Below are 14,500 nucleotides of genomic sequence, written 5' to 3'. Positions count from 1 at the left end.
ACAAATATATTTTTAAATCTTTCATATAATTAACTAAAATTCTATATTTATAAGGTGAAAAGCATCTACATTTTATTAGGAGCAAATCTTGGCGATCGAACAGCGCAATTAAATGACGCGTTAATCGCTATTGCAAGTTCAATTGGAAAAATTACAAGAGTATCTACGATCGTCGAAACCGCAGCTTGGGGCGTAGAAGAACAACCTAGTTTTCTCAATCAGGTTATTCAGGTTAAAACATTCCTCAATCCTATTGAAACCTTAGAAATCTGTCAACGTATAGAAAATCAATTAGGAAGAGTTCGTTCTCAAAAATGGGGAGCACGTGTCATAGATATTGATATCTTATATTATGAAAATGAAAGCGTCAACTTGCCACATCTTCAAATTCCACACCCTTACATCCAGGACCGTAAATTTACGCTCATCCCATTGGTTGAAATCGCGCCCGATTACATACATCCAGTTTTAAATAAGACTAACGATGAGCTGTTAGCCATATGCACAGACCCCTTAGACGTACATATTTATAATGACCATATATAAACACATTAAACCCGAAATTATTGAACAAAGTATGTTTAATAATGAAGAAATGATCAGAGAGTTTATTGCACTGTACCGGACACAGACTCCAATAGATTTTGAAAAATTAACAAAAGCAGTCCAACAAACAGATCATCAACAAATAATGAGTGCCGCCCATCATATCAAACCAACAATGGAATATATTGGAGCCTCGTATTTAAAAGATCAATTACAACTACTGGAAACATCAGCAAAAGAGATAGCCGCTATTGATCACATTCAATCACAATTCAATTCGTTAAAAATAGTGTTCGATGAACTATTTAATGAATTGGAGCAATATGAAAAATCACTATAACGATTATTTCAAACGTTGAAAATGTAACAACGAAAGGATAATATAGATGAGCAATATCATAGGCAAGGCTATAAACTGAAAAATAGCAAAAAGCGCAATTGCCAAAATCACGAAAATAAATTTAAATTTATTTTCTTCCCAGGACATCGAAGACAATTTCATCGAAAACAGTTTAATCTCACTGATCAACAGATAGCTCGTTATAGCAACGCTTATTAACAGAAAAAAAGGATTCAGGATGATCTGTGGGTATTTTTCTGCAATAAAAGGCAACGACAACACGTAAAAGGTATTCATTGGTGTATTTAAACCAATAAAGTCGGTCGTTTGACGTTCATCCAAATTAAATTTAGCGAGACGCAATGCCGAAAAGATGGTCACGACAAATCCCAAATAAGCTACTGCAGGTTGATCAACAAAAACCTCTCCCAGCAATTTATACATAATGACACCTGGTAAGAAGCCAAAACTTACCATATCAGCCAACGAATCCAATTCTTTTCCAATATTCGATTTCACGTGCAAGAGGCGCGCAACCATACCATCAAAAAAATCAAATATACCAGACGCCAACACACAATAGGCAGCTGACATATAATCCCCCTTTAGCGCCATCAGTACTCCGATACATCCACTAAATAGATTTAAACAGGTTATGGTATTAGGAATATGTTTTTTCATGTTTTCTGTATAAATAAAAAAGCCATCATTTTAATAAATGATGGCTAAATTATTAAAATCAAATGGGATTACCCATTCATACTGATCAAAAACTCTTCATTGGACTTAGTACCACGCATTTGCGCTAATAAAAATTCCATTGCTTCATTAGAATTCATATCTGCCAAATGATTACGCAATATCCAAAGACGACGAATCGATTCTTTATCCATTAATAAATCATCACGACGTGTACTAGAAGCAGTCAAATCGATAGCAGGGAAAATACGTTTATTCGCCAACTTACGATCCAATTGTAATTCCATGTTACCTGTACCTTTAAACTCTTCAAAGATCACTTCATCCATTTTAGATCCAGTCTCTGTCAGCGCAGTCGCTAAAATAGTCAATGAACCGCCATGCTCAATATTACGAGCAGCACCGAAGAAACGCTTTGGTTTATGTAAAGCATTAGCATCCACACCACCAGATAAAATTTTACCAGAAGCAGGAGCAACCGTATTATAAGCACGGGCCAAACGAGTGATTGAATCTAACAAGATCACCACATCGTGACCACATTCGACCATACGTTTTGCTTTTTCCAATACGATATTAGCAATTTTCACATGACGCTCAGCAGGCTCATCAAAAGTAGATGAAACTACTTCAGCACGTACACTTCTAGCCATATCCGTTACCTCTTCTGGTCTTTCATCAATTAATAAAATAATTAAGTAGACCTCAGGGTGGTTTTTAGCGATTGCATTTGCAACCTCTTTTAATAAATTTGTTTTACCCGTTTTTGGTTGAGCAACGATTAGACCACGTTGACCTTTACCAATCGGTGTAAACAAATCCATGATACGTGTCGAATAATTACTTGTTCCTAAATCCAAGTTCAGACGCTCATTAGGAAATAATGGCGTTAAGAAATCAAAAGGAACACGATCACGAATTTCAGCAGGATTTTGACCATTGATCGCCTCTACGCGCACTAATGGAAAATATTTTTCGCCTTCTTTCGGAGGTCTGATACTTCCCCTTACCGTATCACCAGTTTTTAATCCAAATAATTTGATTTGAGACTGAGAAACATAAATATCATCCGGGGATGTTAAATAATTATAGTCAGAAGAGCGTAAAAATCCATAACCATCAGGCATAATCTCCAACACCCCTTCGTTGACAATCACATTGTCGAAATCAGCATTTGATGAAGTTGATTCTGCTTTTGTTGGAGTTGGTTTTATTGCTGGAGCAGCTTTTATATTTTCTTCAGATTCTGAGTTTACTACTTCAGTAGTTGAATCTGTTTCTTCTTTTTCTTTTTTGCGAACAGGGACCGGTTCTGATGTTTTTGCCGTTCTTATTCTTTTTCTAGGTCGCTCAGTTGATTCATCATGATGCTCCTCCTTTACTTCAGAAGTATTTTCTGCGTCATCACCAGTACTGATAATTTTTTCTATAAGTTCTTGCTTTCTAAGCTTATCAGCGTCACCGATACCTATTAATTTTGCAATTTCGCGTAATTCAGACACGAGTTTTGCATTTAATTCATTAATATCCATTAAATTTTTATTATGATATATTAGGATTTTATTTTAAAATGAAATCTATTTATTGCGCTCCATTAATCATTTTGATTAACAAACCAAGGGATTTAAGAACTAAGTGATTTCTTTTATACCTGAAGCGGAATAAATTATGAGAACCTGCACAAAGAAAAAAAACAAATATGACAATTCAAAATAAATTACAAAAAAAAACAAATTTTTAACAAAACATTTTTTGTTAAATCGTTTTACTAAAAATGGAAACGAACTTCCTAACGACAATATTATATTTGATTATGACATTTTTTTTTTAAGTTAGCGGTGCAAAAAAAACAAAGCAAACGATTTAGATGGAAAATAAACTCATTAAAACGAATTATCCAGCCCTTTATACATTAATTATTGTATTTTTCTTTTGGGGCTTTATTGCAGCAGGAAATAGTGTATTTATTCCTTTTTGTAAAAACTACTTTCACTTGGATCAATTTCAATCACAATTGATTGACTTTGCCTTCTACACCGCCTATTATTTAGGAGCACTACTTCTTTTCATTTTCAGTACATTTTCCGGAAAGGATTTAGTAGGTAAGTGGGGGTACAAAAAAAGTATTGTATATGGTTTACTTTTCTCTGCACTCGGTGCCGGCGCGATGATCGTAGCCGTAGAAGTCAACGTATATATAGGTATGCTCTTAGGTCTATTTACCGTAGCACTAGGTTTTTCACTTCAACAAACAGCAGCCAATCCATTCGCTGTTTTATTGGGCGACCCTAAAACTGGAGCCTCACGTGTTAATTTGGGCGGCGGTGTCAATTCTTTTGGAACAACGATAGGCCCATTAGTAATTGGTTTTGCCTTATTTGGAACATTTGAGAAAATATCAGATTCTGAAATTGCAAATTTACCCTTAGACAAAGTAGTCTATCTTTACATAGGTGTTGGTCTGTTGTTTCTATTAGCAGCAAGTCTATTTTATTTTAGTAAAAAAGTTCCTGCTGGAATCAGCAATGAGCCTATGGAAAAAGCAAACAAGGCGTTAAATACCTTGGTTATCATGACGATTTTGCTTTTTGCTATGTTTACACCGGTATTTTTAAGTTACAAAAGTGAAATAGCATTACAGTTAGAGCAATTAAATGCACAATTAAAGACCCTAACAGATCCAGCAAGTATTGACCAATTAAAACTTCAAATCAAAGAACTTGCTCATCCACTGGAGATACAACGCATGCTTTGGTTAGCAGGAGCTCTTATTGTCGTAGTAGGTGGACTGATATTCGCCAACGTTAAAGCACAAAAAAATGCCGAAGGATGGGGCGCAATGAAATATCCACAACTTGTCTTGGGTATGATTGCCTTATTTTTATATGTAGGTGTTGAAGTAGCCATAGGAAGTAACTTAGGTGAACTGCTTACTTTAAAAGAATTTGGAAGTCTTCAATCATCACAAATCACTCCATATGTATCCATGTATTGGGGAAGTATGATGATCGGACGTTGGGCTGGAGCAATTACAGCTTTCAATCTAACAAAATCAACTAAAAATATCCTATTGATCATTGTGCCACTAGTCGCTTTTTCTATTATTATAGGCGTTAATACAATGGCTGGATTTGAAATGACACATCTTTATTATTATGTGATCTGTATTATCATCCAAATCGGTGCATTCTACTTAAGTAAAGAAAAACCTGCTCGTACATTGATCGTTTTTGGCTTATTTGGTATCATAGCGATGACAGTAGGCTTATTATCTTCTGGAACAGTAGCGATTTATTCATTTTTAGCAGGTGGATTAGCATGTTCGATTATGTGGTCTTCTATTTTCAGTTTATCCATTGTAGGCCTTGGTAAGTATACTGCTCAAGGATCAGCATTCTTAGTCATGATGATCTTAGGTGGAGGTATCATCCCTCCTATTCAAGGAAAATTGGCCGACATCATCGGTATACATAATTCTTACTTACTTCCATTACTTGGATTTGTCTACATTGTATTCTTTGCAATCGCAGTAAGATCAGTATTGAAAAAACAAGGTATTAATATCGATGATATTGAAGCAGAAGGAGGACATTAAGCTCTCCAAAACCCCAACTAATTGTAAAAAATACACTATCAAACTAATTTGATAGAAATCAACAAAAAGCGCCTTAAATATAATTTTAAGGCGTTTTTTATGTAAAAGAAATTTTATGGTCGAAATAATTTTTTATTTTAGTACGCTGGGGATACATAAATTATAAATAAAAAAATGTATTTTCGAAAATCGGATTCTAATAATCCCATTTTAAAACGAAAAACTCAATTAAAACTACTCAATAATGATTATTATTGCTGACGGAGGATCAACGAAAACAAACTGGTGTTTGTTAGATGATTCAAACAAAAAAATTTACTTCAACACTGAAGGATACAACCCATATTTTGTGGATAGCGAGTATATCGTTAATTCATTAAAAAAAGGCCTTCCCAATGATTTACCATTTGATGATATTAAAGAGGTTAACTACTACGGGGCAGGTGTACACAATAAAGAAAAAGCAGAAATCGTCGTAAAAGCTATTCAAGAAGTTTTCCCACAAGCTCAAGTTGAAGTTGGCCATGATTTACTTGCCGCAGCAAGAGCTTTACTAGGTAAAGAAGCTGGATTCGCAGCTATTTTAGGTACAGGAACCAATTCTTGTATCTATGATGGACAAAACATCACCTACAACATCGATTCTTGTGCATACATTTTAGGAGACGAAGGTAGCGGCAGTTATATTGGTAAAAAATTATTAGCTGATTATATCCGTGATTTAATGCCTCAAGATGTTCGTAAAGTATTTTACGATACCTACAAAATCACACCTGATGAGATCATGGATGCGGTATACACAAAACCTTTAGCAAATCGTTTCTGCGCTAGTTTTAGTAAATTTGTTTACGACAACAACGTGAATATTGAATATACTCGTGCTATCGTTGACGAAGCTTTTGAAGCATTTTTCAAAAACTTAGTAAGTAAATATCCTAATTACCAAGAATACACCTTTAATTGTATCGGATCTGTAGGCTACAATTTCCGCAATGTACTGGAAGAAAAGGCATTACAATATGGAATGAAAGTAGGTAAGATCTTACGCTCGCCGATTGATGATTTAGTTCAGTTTCACATTAATAGAGCTTCAAAATAGGCACGCCCTATTTTAATACTAACAAACATAAAGGGTGGAAATCATGATTTCCACCCTTTATGTTTGTTAATAATTTCATAACAAAGCATTTATACACACATCATATTAAAATGCGTCTTTTGAAAAAACGAAGTTATGAAACGAAACCTCGATATTGTAGTACTATCAGACATTCATCTCGGAACCCATGGAAGTCATGCAAAAGAGTTGTTGTATTACCTAGAATCCATCGCTCCAAAAATGCTCATTTTGAATGGTGATATAATCGATATCTGGCAGTTCAAAAAAAGTTACTTCCCATCAGAGCATTTGCATGTGATCAAAAAAATCATTGATTTAAGTGCTAACGGTACAGAAGTCTATTATATCACAGGCAACCACGACGAAATGCTCCGAAAATTTGCTGATCTCAAACTGGGCAATATCAAATTAACCAATAAACTTCTGCTATCACTCAATAATAAAAAAGCATGGATATTCCATGGTGACGTATTTGATGCTTCCATTCAACATTCCAAATGGTTGGCCAAACTAGGTGGCTGGGGATATGATAAATTGATTCAGCTCAATCATTTCATCAATTGGATACTAGTCAAAATGGGGCGAGAAAAATATTCCCTATCTAAAAAAATAAAAAATAGTGTCAAGAAAGCAGTCAAATATATTTCAGATTTCGAAGAAACCGCTACAGAATTAGCGATTGAGAAAAACTATGACTACGTAATCTGCGGACACATCCACCAACCACAAATCAAGGAAGTCATCACAAGAAAAGGAACCGTAACCTATATGAACTCCGGCGATTGGGTTGAAAACCTGAGTAGTCTAGAATATCATAACGGCAAATGGACATTGTTCCATTACGAAGACTATAAAGAGTCTATCATGAAAAATAAGCTAGCGGATACACCCATTTTCACTTTAGAAGATTTAAAAAAATTAGTTACTATATAATATAAAAGGGGAATTAACACATAATTCCCCTTTTATAGCTATAATTCGATCGATTCACCGATTGCAGGTAAGTACAATGTCTTGCCGCAATTAGCAAATTTTTCTACTGCATTGACTTTGTCAATAGTAATTGGAGGAAATGTGTCATAATGAATTCCTACTATTTTATCACAATCGATAAATTCCGCAGCTCTTACTGCATCATCAACGTCCATTGTATAATGTCCACCGATAGGTAAAAAAGCCCAATCTAGTTCAATATCAGCCAACAATTTCATTTCCATGGTCAGCGCGGTATCTCCAGCAAAGTAAATTTTCTTATTCCCAGAATATAAGATAAATCCAACAGGAAATCCACCATATTCACCATCTGGAGTACTGTTAGTATGTAAAGCATATACCATCTTGACTGTACCAAAAGAAGTTTTTATAGTCCCTCCTAAGTTAAATTCAATTACCTTATCATCTGGTACACCTTGTTTTCTTACCCAAGCAGCAGTCTCCACAATAGCAGCAACTGTAGCTTGGCTATTCTTTTGAATTTGAGCCATATCAGCTACATGATCCTGATGTCCATGACTTAAAAAAATATATTCAGGTAAGATCGCATTTACATCAATCGCTTTTGCCAATGGATTATAACTGATAAATGGATCCATTAATACCTCATGTCCATCAAAGTTAAATGCAACACAAGATTGTCCATAATAAGTAGCTTTCATAATTTTATTGATTAAATAGTCCACCTAATCCACCTAACATATCCTGACTAGCAGCAGACATTTCGGATTGACTCACATTTTCCGCTTGTACCATCGCCTTATTTAAAGCCACTACAAGTAGTTCCTCCAGCTCCTCTTTGTCCGCATTACTCAAAAAAATCGGATCAATTGTAATTTCCTTAATTTCCTTATTAGCGGTCGCAACAACTTTTATCAGTCCACCCTCAGCTTCTCCAAATACGGAAATATTATCTAATCGCTGTTTAATTTCTTGTGCCTTTTGTTGTGCTTGGAATAATTTATCAAACATAATATAAGATCTAAATTTACAATTCTAAATATAGGGCAATTTACACATTTGAATTCAAAACATAGATGTCAAAATTACCTTTCAATTTAATTCGCAAATCAAATCATCCTTTCGTAAATTTGCAACATGCAAAGCAATCAAGAAATTTTAGTTGAAGCTATCCTAAATCAATATGAAGTTGATCAAGCTCATTTGCCACAAGGAATTTTAGATGAAATCTATGCCATACCCAGTAACTTGGTGACGAGTAACGATATCATAAATTACACCAAGTGTATAGGTCAAGTATTAAATAAAACTGAAAAAACAGCTGATCTTTTAGAAATTTTAGATGATGAAGTCCATATCATCATCCATAAGCTGAAATTTATCACAGCATCAGATCGTCCTAAAGTCGTTGTTTTAGACGGACTAAACCCAACAGTAATAAACTCCAGCAATTATTTGCAAGAATGTCTGACCATTGCGGGCGGCATACCAACCAATAATATTGCAGAAGCTGATAAAGTCATGATCATCAATGATGAGGAATTAACAATTGCACAAATTCCTAATCTACTATCGGATTCAAACTGGTATGATACCAATGCCATTAAGCTAAATCAGGTTTTCTTAATCAATAAAGAAAAATTCGGAAAAATTCCAGGGAAAAACTACTGCCTAGAATTAGAAACATTAGCCGAGATACTGCAACCCAAATACTTTTTTTATGGGTTAGAAGGCACCACTTGGATTCAATTTCAACTACAATAAAAAAGCTGACTTAGTAGTCAGCTTTTTTATTGTAGTTATGCAAATCTCTTTCTAATCAAAGCATAAAGCTTATCAACACTATTAGGTTTTTCGACCCATTTATTTTTTACAGCATAATTGGTTTGTAAAAATGCGTCTGCTTCTGCATAATCATTACAACGATTCAGTAACTCAATTGCTTCGCTATAAGCCAAACTATAGCCGTTGAACAGATCTTTAATAAACAAAAGCTTATCATTCAAATTGATGATCGTCTTAATATCCTTCACCTGTCCTGAATTGCCTGTTGGATTATTCATTTCAAAAACACGATTTTGAACACCAGCTTTCTTTTGTTGTGAAATAATTTCATTTAATGTTAAAGGTCGAGCAGTAGTTTCAGGTTCGCTTGAAGCTTCCACACGGATTTCTTCTTCTATGAAAATTTCCTTTGATTCTTCGATTACTTCATGAACAATCACTTTTTCTTGCTCCATTTCCGGTATTGCTGATGGAGCATCGCTTATCTCAACTTTCTCTTCAGGCACCACAGGTCTAACATACACCTGCTCGCTATCCACTACTTCACGTTCAACGTTAGCCTCTTCAGTAGCTTTAACCGATTCAGTAGGATTGAATTCCTGGGCAGGACTCACTTCATCCGCATGCGTTTGTTCAGCATCCGTATCCAAAATATCATTTCCACCTGTTAAATGATTTTTTTCAATGACGACATCAGCATGAGCAATAGGCTGCTCTTCTTTCTTCTGCAGACTACCTTGAAACAAATTGGAAGGTGGAGTAAAGTAATTATTAAACGACACCTTTTCTTCTTCTACTTGACTATGTACTACTTTTGGCGCAGCAGGTTCATCTTCCCGAGCCAATTTCTGTTCTTTATCGAGGAGATCCTGTGCCTTTAACACCCCTACTTGAGCAGCAAGATATTGTGCAGTAGCCTCTAACAGAGCTAAATCAGTTTTTTTATTTTCAAAACCATTTTTTGAAAGTGCTAAATACTGTACTTCCAACTCTTGCAATACATCGCCTATCTTATCAAATAAATTTTGTTTCGTCGCCATAAATTATACATTTCTTTGTTCTTGATGCCAGTAAAAGCTTAAATTTTACAAATGGAATTAAACGCTATTTCCAACTTACTGATTTATACTTTATTGTTCAGTATTTTAGTTATTATAGACTCAAATTTAATATTAAATTCTGATATTAGCAGGACTTAATCCGTATTATTTTACTTTAAAAATCAGATTTCGCACTGATTAGAGATAATACTCAATTTATTGATTTTAATTCATTTAAATGCTTTTTTCTGAACATAATTTTACCCAACGAGGGCCTGCATATGGAAGTATCGAAGTTATTTGTGGTTCCATGTTCTCGGGTAAGACCGAAGAACTCATTAGAAGACTTAAGCGAGCACAATATGCCAAACTCCATGTTGAAATTTTCAAGCCAGCAGTAGATAAAAGGTATGATGATCTTTTGGTAGTTTCACACGATAGCAACAGTATTCCATCCACGCCAGTAGATCATTCATCATCAATTTTGTTACTCAGCAACGATACACAAGTAGTTGGTATAGATGAAGCACAATTTTTTGATGAAGGTTTGACAGAGGTCTGTGTCAATTTGGCAAATAAAGGAATTCGTGTCATAGTAGCCGGATTGGATATGGATTTCAAAGCACAACCCTTTGGCCCCATTCCTAATATTATGGCTATTGCCGAACATGTCACTAAAGTACATGCCGTTTGTATGCAATGCGGAGCCCCAGCAAATTATTCTTTTAGAACTTCATCAGATACAACCACTGTACTTTTAGGCGAAAAAGAAGCATATGAAGCAAGATGCAGAAGATGTTACTATAATTTAACAAACTCTTAACAATATTTTAATATTCGAACTATTTTTTGGCATTAGGTTTGTATATCTATATGAAACAAGATAATAACAGCTATTAGTAGCTATAAAATACTTTTCATAATTTAGGTTTATAATTGGTTAGTTAAAGTCCACCCTCCCAAGGTGGACTTTCTTTTTGCACACCTATTGAAAATACGATCAAAAAAAAACCAACAAATAAATCTGTTGGCTTTCAATTTCTATTTTTTTACCCAATTGACAATTTCATCGGACAATGGATTGACAGCTGAACGATAGCGGTGCACCAGTTTACCATGCTCATCAATTAGAAACTTTTCAAAGTTCCATTTAATTTCTCCTTTAAAATCTGGATTGTCCTGACTGGTTAAATATTTAAACAGTGGATCAATTTGGTCTCCTTTCACCTCAACCTTTTCAGCCATCAAAAATTCAACACCGAAATTTTGCTGACAAAATTCCTGAATATCATCATTAGTACCAGGCTCCTGATTTCCAAAATTGTTGGCTGGAAATCCGATAATCACCAAATCTTTACCATACTGCTTATACAGCTCTTGCAAATCCTTATACTGCTTCGTAAAGCCACATTTAGAAGCCGTATTGACTATTAGAATTTTCTTTCCTTTAAAAGAAGACATCTTGACGTCATGACCATCTAGACTTTTAAAGGTATAATCATAGATGCTGGGATTTCCAAATATCATGGAAAAACAAGCAATAATTGTGGATAAAATCATCATGTTGTGTTAAAAATTTATAAGTGAACTTTTTTCTCTTTCAATCACAAAATCAAACAATTCGTTGATCGGCGATTTTAATATTTTACCAATTTTAATATGATGACCATTACATACATCACGGAGTATCAAATCAAGATAATAAGCGATAGAACCCACAAAATGACATTCATAATCTTGATAATCCTGATACGTGAGTACACATGTCTGAACATATTCTTCAAAACCTGACCGAACAATTTCATCAATAAAAGGATGCGTAATATTAGCCGATAAAAATGGTGCAAATGAAGCCAAATAAGCATTTGGTCTCTCCTTTTGATAAACATTCTTAATAACGATCTCCTTTGTTACCCGATAATGTTCAGCAAAATTCTCAGCCAGATCTTTTGGAAGCCTTCCATACAGAAATAAAGTGATTAACTTTTTCCCAAACCAAGCTCCTGAGCCCTCATCACCTAACACATAACCATTGCCATAGTTAGAAGGTTGCACCTCCTCACCATCAAAAAAACTGATATCAGATCCCGTACCTAAAGTTGCTATATAACCTTTGTTCTTGCCACAAGTAGCTAATGCACTTCCAACCAGATCATTCTCAACAGATATAAATGCATTTTCAAACAATGGCGTCAAGGCATTTGAAACCATTTCCCTTCTATCAGGAGAGATGCAGCCGGCACCATAAAAATAAAGCTCCGTTATTTCGTTAGCATAAGGTATAATTTCAGGTATCTCTTTGATCACCCGAGTAATTTCTTTATCATTTACAAAAAAAGGATTGAGCCCATTTGTAGAAAAAGACAAAGGAGGACTATCTGGAAGTTCCAATTTCCAATCTGATTTGGATGAACCACTATCAACAACTAAAATCATAAATAAAAAGATTATGCTCCATGGAGCGTATCAAATATACAAAATTTTCAAGTTTTAAAATAACTTAACATTTGCCCTCAAAGCAAAATTACTAACGACACCCAAAACATTCACCAATAAATTTTGTATAACACACATAACCTTGTACTTTTGTAAACCACAAATAAATTTTGAACTGATATACGTATCAGTTATTTAACGCTTTAAAATGATCGAAAAAAGTAATAGTACATCAAAAGTACATTTTGATGTTTCCTTTAGTGAGCCTCAAGCACATTACGCAGATATAAAAATGTCTATCAAAGAAATTCAAACAGATTTCATTGACTTAAAAATGCCCGTTTGGTCTCCAGGATCCTACTTAATACGCGAATATTCAAAACAATTAGAACGATTCTCTGTCGAAGATCATGTAAAATATGAAAAAATTAGTAAAAACACGTGGCGTATTTACTGCAAAAATGTAAACTCATTAGTGATCAACTATCATGTCTATGGTTTTGAGAGCTCCGTCCGGACTAATTTCATTAATGACGAACATGCTTTCATTGTACCAACCGCAACTTTCCTACATATAGACGGTATGATTGATGAATCTGTAACCGTAAAATTTTTCCCTGCAGAAAATTGGAAATATATTTCAACGGGTCTTGAAAAAGTTGAACATCATACATTTTTTGCACCAGACTTTGATATTCTATACGATTCCCCCATTGAAATAGGCAATCAAGATATATGGACGATCCAAGCGTCGGACGTAGAACATGAATTTGCCATGGTAGGAGGCGGCACATACAATAAAGAAAGATTAAGTGCAGATGTTCAAAAAATAGTAGAAGAAGAAACCCGCATTTGGGGCTCCAACCCCAACAAAAGATATGTCTTCATCACCCATAACTATCAGTCAGGAGGAGGAGGATTAGAACATCTCAATTCAACAGTACTGGGAGCATCCAGAACAGCCTATAGCAATGAAGGATCTTACAAAACATATTTAAGTCTCATTGCACATGAGTACTTTCATTTATGGAATGTAAAACGTCTACGTCCTAAAGCGCTAGGTCCATTTGATTATGATCAAGAAAACTACACCACCGGTCTATGGATCATGGAAGGATTTACCTCATACTATGACAATTTAATCATCAAAAGGTGTGGTTTCTTTTCTGAGCAAGAGTATCTCAATTTATTAGCAAACGATTTTACGACTGTACTCAATCGTCCTGGCCATCTCATACAATCTGCGGCCGAAGCAAGTTTTGATGCCTGGATCAAGTATTACAGACAAGATGAAAACTCACCCAATTCTAGCATCTCCTATTACAATAAAGGGGCTATGCTCACCGTGTTTTTAGATTTAAAAATAATTGCAGCATCAAAAGGAACAAAAAAATTAGATGACGTATTAAAAGTAGCTTACGACTATTTCTATATACAGGAAAATAGAGGATTTGAAGAGCACGAATTTCAACAACTGGTAGAGCAAGTTTCTGGAATTTCAGTCGCTGATATCTTCCAAGCAGCACATGAAAATGGGGAACTTCCTTACAACGACTATTTCAACTTAGTGGGATATGAAATGATAGATATAAATGCCGAAAGCAATTACCTAAGCCTTGGAATAAATTATCAAAAAAATGATGGTATGCATATTATTACCGCAGTAGAAAAAGGATCAGGGGCTTGGGATGGAGGTCTCAATGTTCGTGATGAATTAATTGCGATTAATGGTATACGCCTAGATATGAAAGATAAAGAGTATGATTATTTTATGCAGCATAGTACTCAGGGCGAGATTTTAGATATCTTGATCGCACGAGACGGAATAATAAAAGAACTTAAAATTCAGATACGGGCCAACAATAAAAAGATGTTCCGTATCCAGCCATTAAAAAATCAATCCGAAGAACAGCAAAAATTAGCTCAATTCTGGCTATCATAACAAATAAAAGGCTGTCTTACCGATGCAGTGCCCCCAAAAAGTT

Annotated in this window: 15 protein-coding genes; 8 read left to right on the top strand and 7 right to left on the bottom strand. The window is 34.8% G+C overall.

All coding sequences use genetic code 11. The annotated features are described in order from the left end of the window. Positions 1-54 precede the first annotated feature (54 nt). Together folK and B3P23_RS16560 are read left to right on the top strand one after the other, a co-directional pair. Complete coding sequence (gene folK / locus B3P23_RS16565; RefSeq protein WP_293928211.1) at positions 55-546, top strand: 2-amino-4-hydroxy-6-hydroxymethyldihydropteridine diphosphokinase; 492 nt, start codon at positions 55-57, stop codon at positions 544-546. Then, positions 533-886, top strand: a complete 354-nt coding sequence (locus B3P23_RS16560; protein WP_293928208.1) for an Hpt domain-containing protein — start codon at positions 533-535, stop codon at positions 884-886. Before folK ends, B3P23_RS16560 begins: the two co-directional genes overlap by 14 nt. A gap of 3 nt (positions 887-889) precedes the next feature. On the opposite strand, the gene pssA is transcribed toward B3P23_RS16560, so the two are convergent. Beyond that, positions 890-1,567 (bottom strand): CDP-diacylglycerol--serine O-phosphatidyltransferase, encoded by a 678-nt coding sequence (gene pssA, locus B3P23_RS16555; RefSeq protein ID WP_094772859.1) that lies wholly within the window; start codon positions 1,565-1,567, stop codon positions 890-892. Positions 1,568-1,635: 68 nt separating this feature from the next. Beyond that, positions 1,636-3,117: a transcription termination factor Rho gene (gene rho / locus B3P23_RS16550; protein ID WP_248754597.1), complete on the bottom strand. Its 1,482-nt coding sequence runs from the start codon at positions 3,115-3,117 to the stop codon at positions 1,636-1,638. 335 nt (positions 3,118-3,452) lie between these two features. Here rho and B3P23_RS16545 point away from each other — a divergent pair, with 335 nt between their 5' ends. The 3 genes from B3P23_RS16545 (at position 3,453) to B3P23_RS16535 (ending at position 7,233) form a co-directional block, all read left to right on the top strand. Then, positions 3,453-5,180, top strand: a complete 1,728-nt coding sequence (locus B3P23_RS16545; RefSeq protein ID WP_094772860.1) for an MFS transporter — start codon at positions 3,453-3,455, stop codon at positions 5,178-5,180. A 244-nt stretch (positions 5,181-5,424) separates the two neighbouring features. Then, a complete protein-coding gene (locus tag B3P23_RS16540; protein ID WP_045756144.1) occupies positions 5,425-6,279 on the top strand; it encodes an N-acetylglucosamine kinase in 855 nt (284 codons plus the stop codon). Positions 6,280-6,414: 135 nt separating this feature from the next. Beyond that, positions 6,415-7,233, top strand: a complete 819-nt coding sequence (locus tag B3P23_RS16535; RefSeq protein ID WP_045756143.1) for a UDP-2,3-diacylglucosamine diphosphatase — start codon at positions 6,415-6,417, stop codon at positions 7,231-7,233. 38 nt (positions 7,234-7,271) lie between these two features. On the opposite strand, the gene B3P23_RS16530 is transcribed toward B3P23_RS16535, so the two are convergent. Beyond that, positions 7,272-7,955, bottom strand: a complete 684-nt coding sequence (locus B3P23_RS16530; protein ID WP_045756142.1) for a metal-dependent hydrolase — start codon at positions 7,953-7,955, stop codon at positions 7,272-7,274. Positions 7,956-7,959: 4 nt separating this feature from the next. Beyond that, on the bottom strand, positions 7,960-8,265 hold the full coding sequence (locus B3P23_RS16525; protein ID WP_045756141.1) for a YbaB/EbfC family nucleoid-associated protein: 306 nt from the start codon (positions 8,263-8,265) through the stop codon (positions 7,960-7,962). Positions 8,266-8,391: 126 nt separating this feature from the next. Here B3P23_RS16525 and B3P23_RS16520 point away from each other — a divergent pair, with 126 nt between their 5' ends. Then, positions 8,392-9,018: a hypothetical protein gene (locus tag B3P23_RS16520; RefSeq protein WP_045756140.1), complete on the top strand. Its 627-nt coding sequence runs from the start codon at positions 8,392-8,394 to the stop codon at positions 9,016-9,018. A gap of 35 nt (positions 9,019-9,053) precedes the next feature. Here B3P23_RS16520 and B3P23_RS16515 read toward each other — a convergent pair whose 3' ends face one another. Continuing rightward, a complete protein-coding gene (locus tag B3P23_RS16515) occupies positions 9,054-10,079 on the bottom strand; it encodes a hypothetical protein (RefSeq protein ID WP_293928199.1) in 1,026 nt (341 codons plus the stop codon). Positions 10,080-10,317: 238 nt separating this feature from the next. On the opposite strand from B3P23_RS16515, the gene B3P23_RS16510 reads away from it, so the two are divergent. Continuing rightward, positions 10,318-10,902 carry a thymidine kinase gene (locus B3P23_RS16510; RefSeq protein ID WP_045756138.1) on the top strand — a complete coding sequence of 195 codons (585 nt, stop codon included), beginning with the start codon at positions 10,318-10,320 and terminating at the stop codon, positions 10,900-10,902. Positions 10,903-11,120: 218 nt separating this feature from the next. Here the strand turns inward: B3P23_RS16510 and B3P23_RS16505 are convergent, their stop codons facing one another. Both B3P23_RS16505 and B3P23_RS16500 read right to left on the bottom strand, forming a co-directional pair. Further along, positions 11,121-11,639, bottom strand: a complete 519-nt coding sequence (locus B3P23_RS16505) for a glutathione peroxidase (RefSeq protein WP_094772876.1) — start codon at positions 11,637-11,639, stop codon at positions 11,121-11,123. 9 nt (positions 11,640-11,648) lie between these two features. Then, entirely contained in the window at positions 11,649-12,515 is an 867-nt protein-coding gene (locus B3P23_RS16500) for an N-acetylglucosamine kinase (RefSeq protein WP_045753295.1), read from the bottom strand. A gap of 208 nt (positions 12,516-12,723) precedes the next feature. On the opposite strand from B3P23_RS16500, the gene B3P23_RS16495 reads away from it, so the two are divergent. Further along, positions 12,724-14,457, top strand: a complete 1,734-nt coding sequence (locus B3P23_RS16495; protein ID WP_293928195.1) for a M61 family metallopeptidase — start codon at positions 12,724-12,726, stop codon at positions 14,455-14,457. Positions 14,458-14,500: the final 43 nt, after the last annotated feature.

This window comes from Sphingobacterium sp. UBA6320 (assembly GCF_002440335.1).
GTDB lineage: Bacteria > Bacteroidota > Bacteroidia > Sphingobacteriales > Sphingobacteriaceae > Sphingobacterium.
This window is presented reverse-complemented; position numbering and strand designations above follow the sequence as displayed.

Excerpts from the sequence above, each read along its gene's own strand:
- B3P23_RS16540 (WP_045756144.1), top strand. The coding sequence starts at position 5,425 with ATGATTATTATTGCTGACGGAGGATCAACGAAAACAAACTGGTGTTTG.
- rho (WP_248754597.1), bottom strand. The coding sequence starts at position 3,117 with ATGGATATTAATGAATTAAATGCAAAACTCGTGTCTGAATTACGCGAA.
- B3P23_RS16500 (WP_045753295.1), bottom strand. The coding sequence starts at position 12,515 with ATGATTTTAGTTGTTGATAGTGGTTCATCCAAATCAGATTGGAAATTG.
- B3P23_RS16530 (WP_045756142.1), bottom strand. The coding sequence starts at position 7,955 with ATGAAAGCTACTTATTATGGACAATCTTGTGTTGCATTTAACTTTGAT.
- B3P23_RS16515 (WP_293928199.1), bottom strand. The coding sequence starts at position 10,079 with ATGGCGACGAAACAAAATTTATTTGATAAGATAGGCGATGTATTGCAA.
- B3P23_RS16545 (WP_094772860.1), top strand. The coding sequence starts at position 3,453 with ATGGAAAATAAACTCATTAAAACGAATTATCCAGCCCTTTATACATTA.
- B3P23_RS16535 (WP_045756143.1), top strand. The coding sequence starts at position 6,415 with ATGAAACGAAACCTCGATATTGTAGTACTATCAGACATTCATCTCGGA.
- pssA (WP_094772859.1), bottom strand. The coding sequence starts at position 1,567 with ATGAAAAAACATATTCCTAATACCATAACCTGTTTAAATCTATTTAGT.
- B3P23_RS16510 (WP_045756138.1), top strand. The coding sequence starts at position 10,318 with ATGCTTTTTTCTGAACATAATTTTACCCAACGAGGGCCTGCATATGGA.
- B3P23_RS16520 (WP_045756140.1), top strand. The coding sequence starts at position 8,392 with ATGCAAAGCAATCAAGAAATTTTAGTTGAAGCTATCCTAAATCAATAT.
- B3P23_RS16505 (WP_094772876.1), bottom strand. The coding sequence starts at position 11,639 with ATGATTTTATCCACAATTATTGCTTGTTTTTCCATGATATTTGGAAAT.
- B3P23_RS16495 (WP_293928195.1), top strand. The coding sequence starts at position 12,724 with ATGATCGAAAAAAGTAATAGTACATCAAAAGTACATTTTGATGTTTCC.
- B3P23_RS16525 (WP_045756141.1), bottom strand. The coding sequence starts at position 8,265 with ATGTTTGATAAATTATTCCAAGCACAACAAAAGGCACAAGAAATTAAA.
- B3P23_RS16560 (WP_293928208.1), top strand. The coding sequence starts at position 533 with ATGACCATATATAAACACATTAAACCCGAAATTATTGAACAAAGTATG.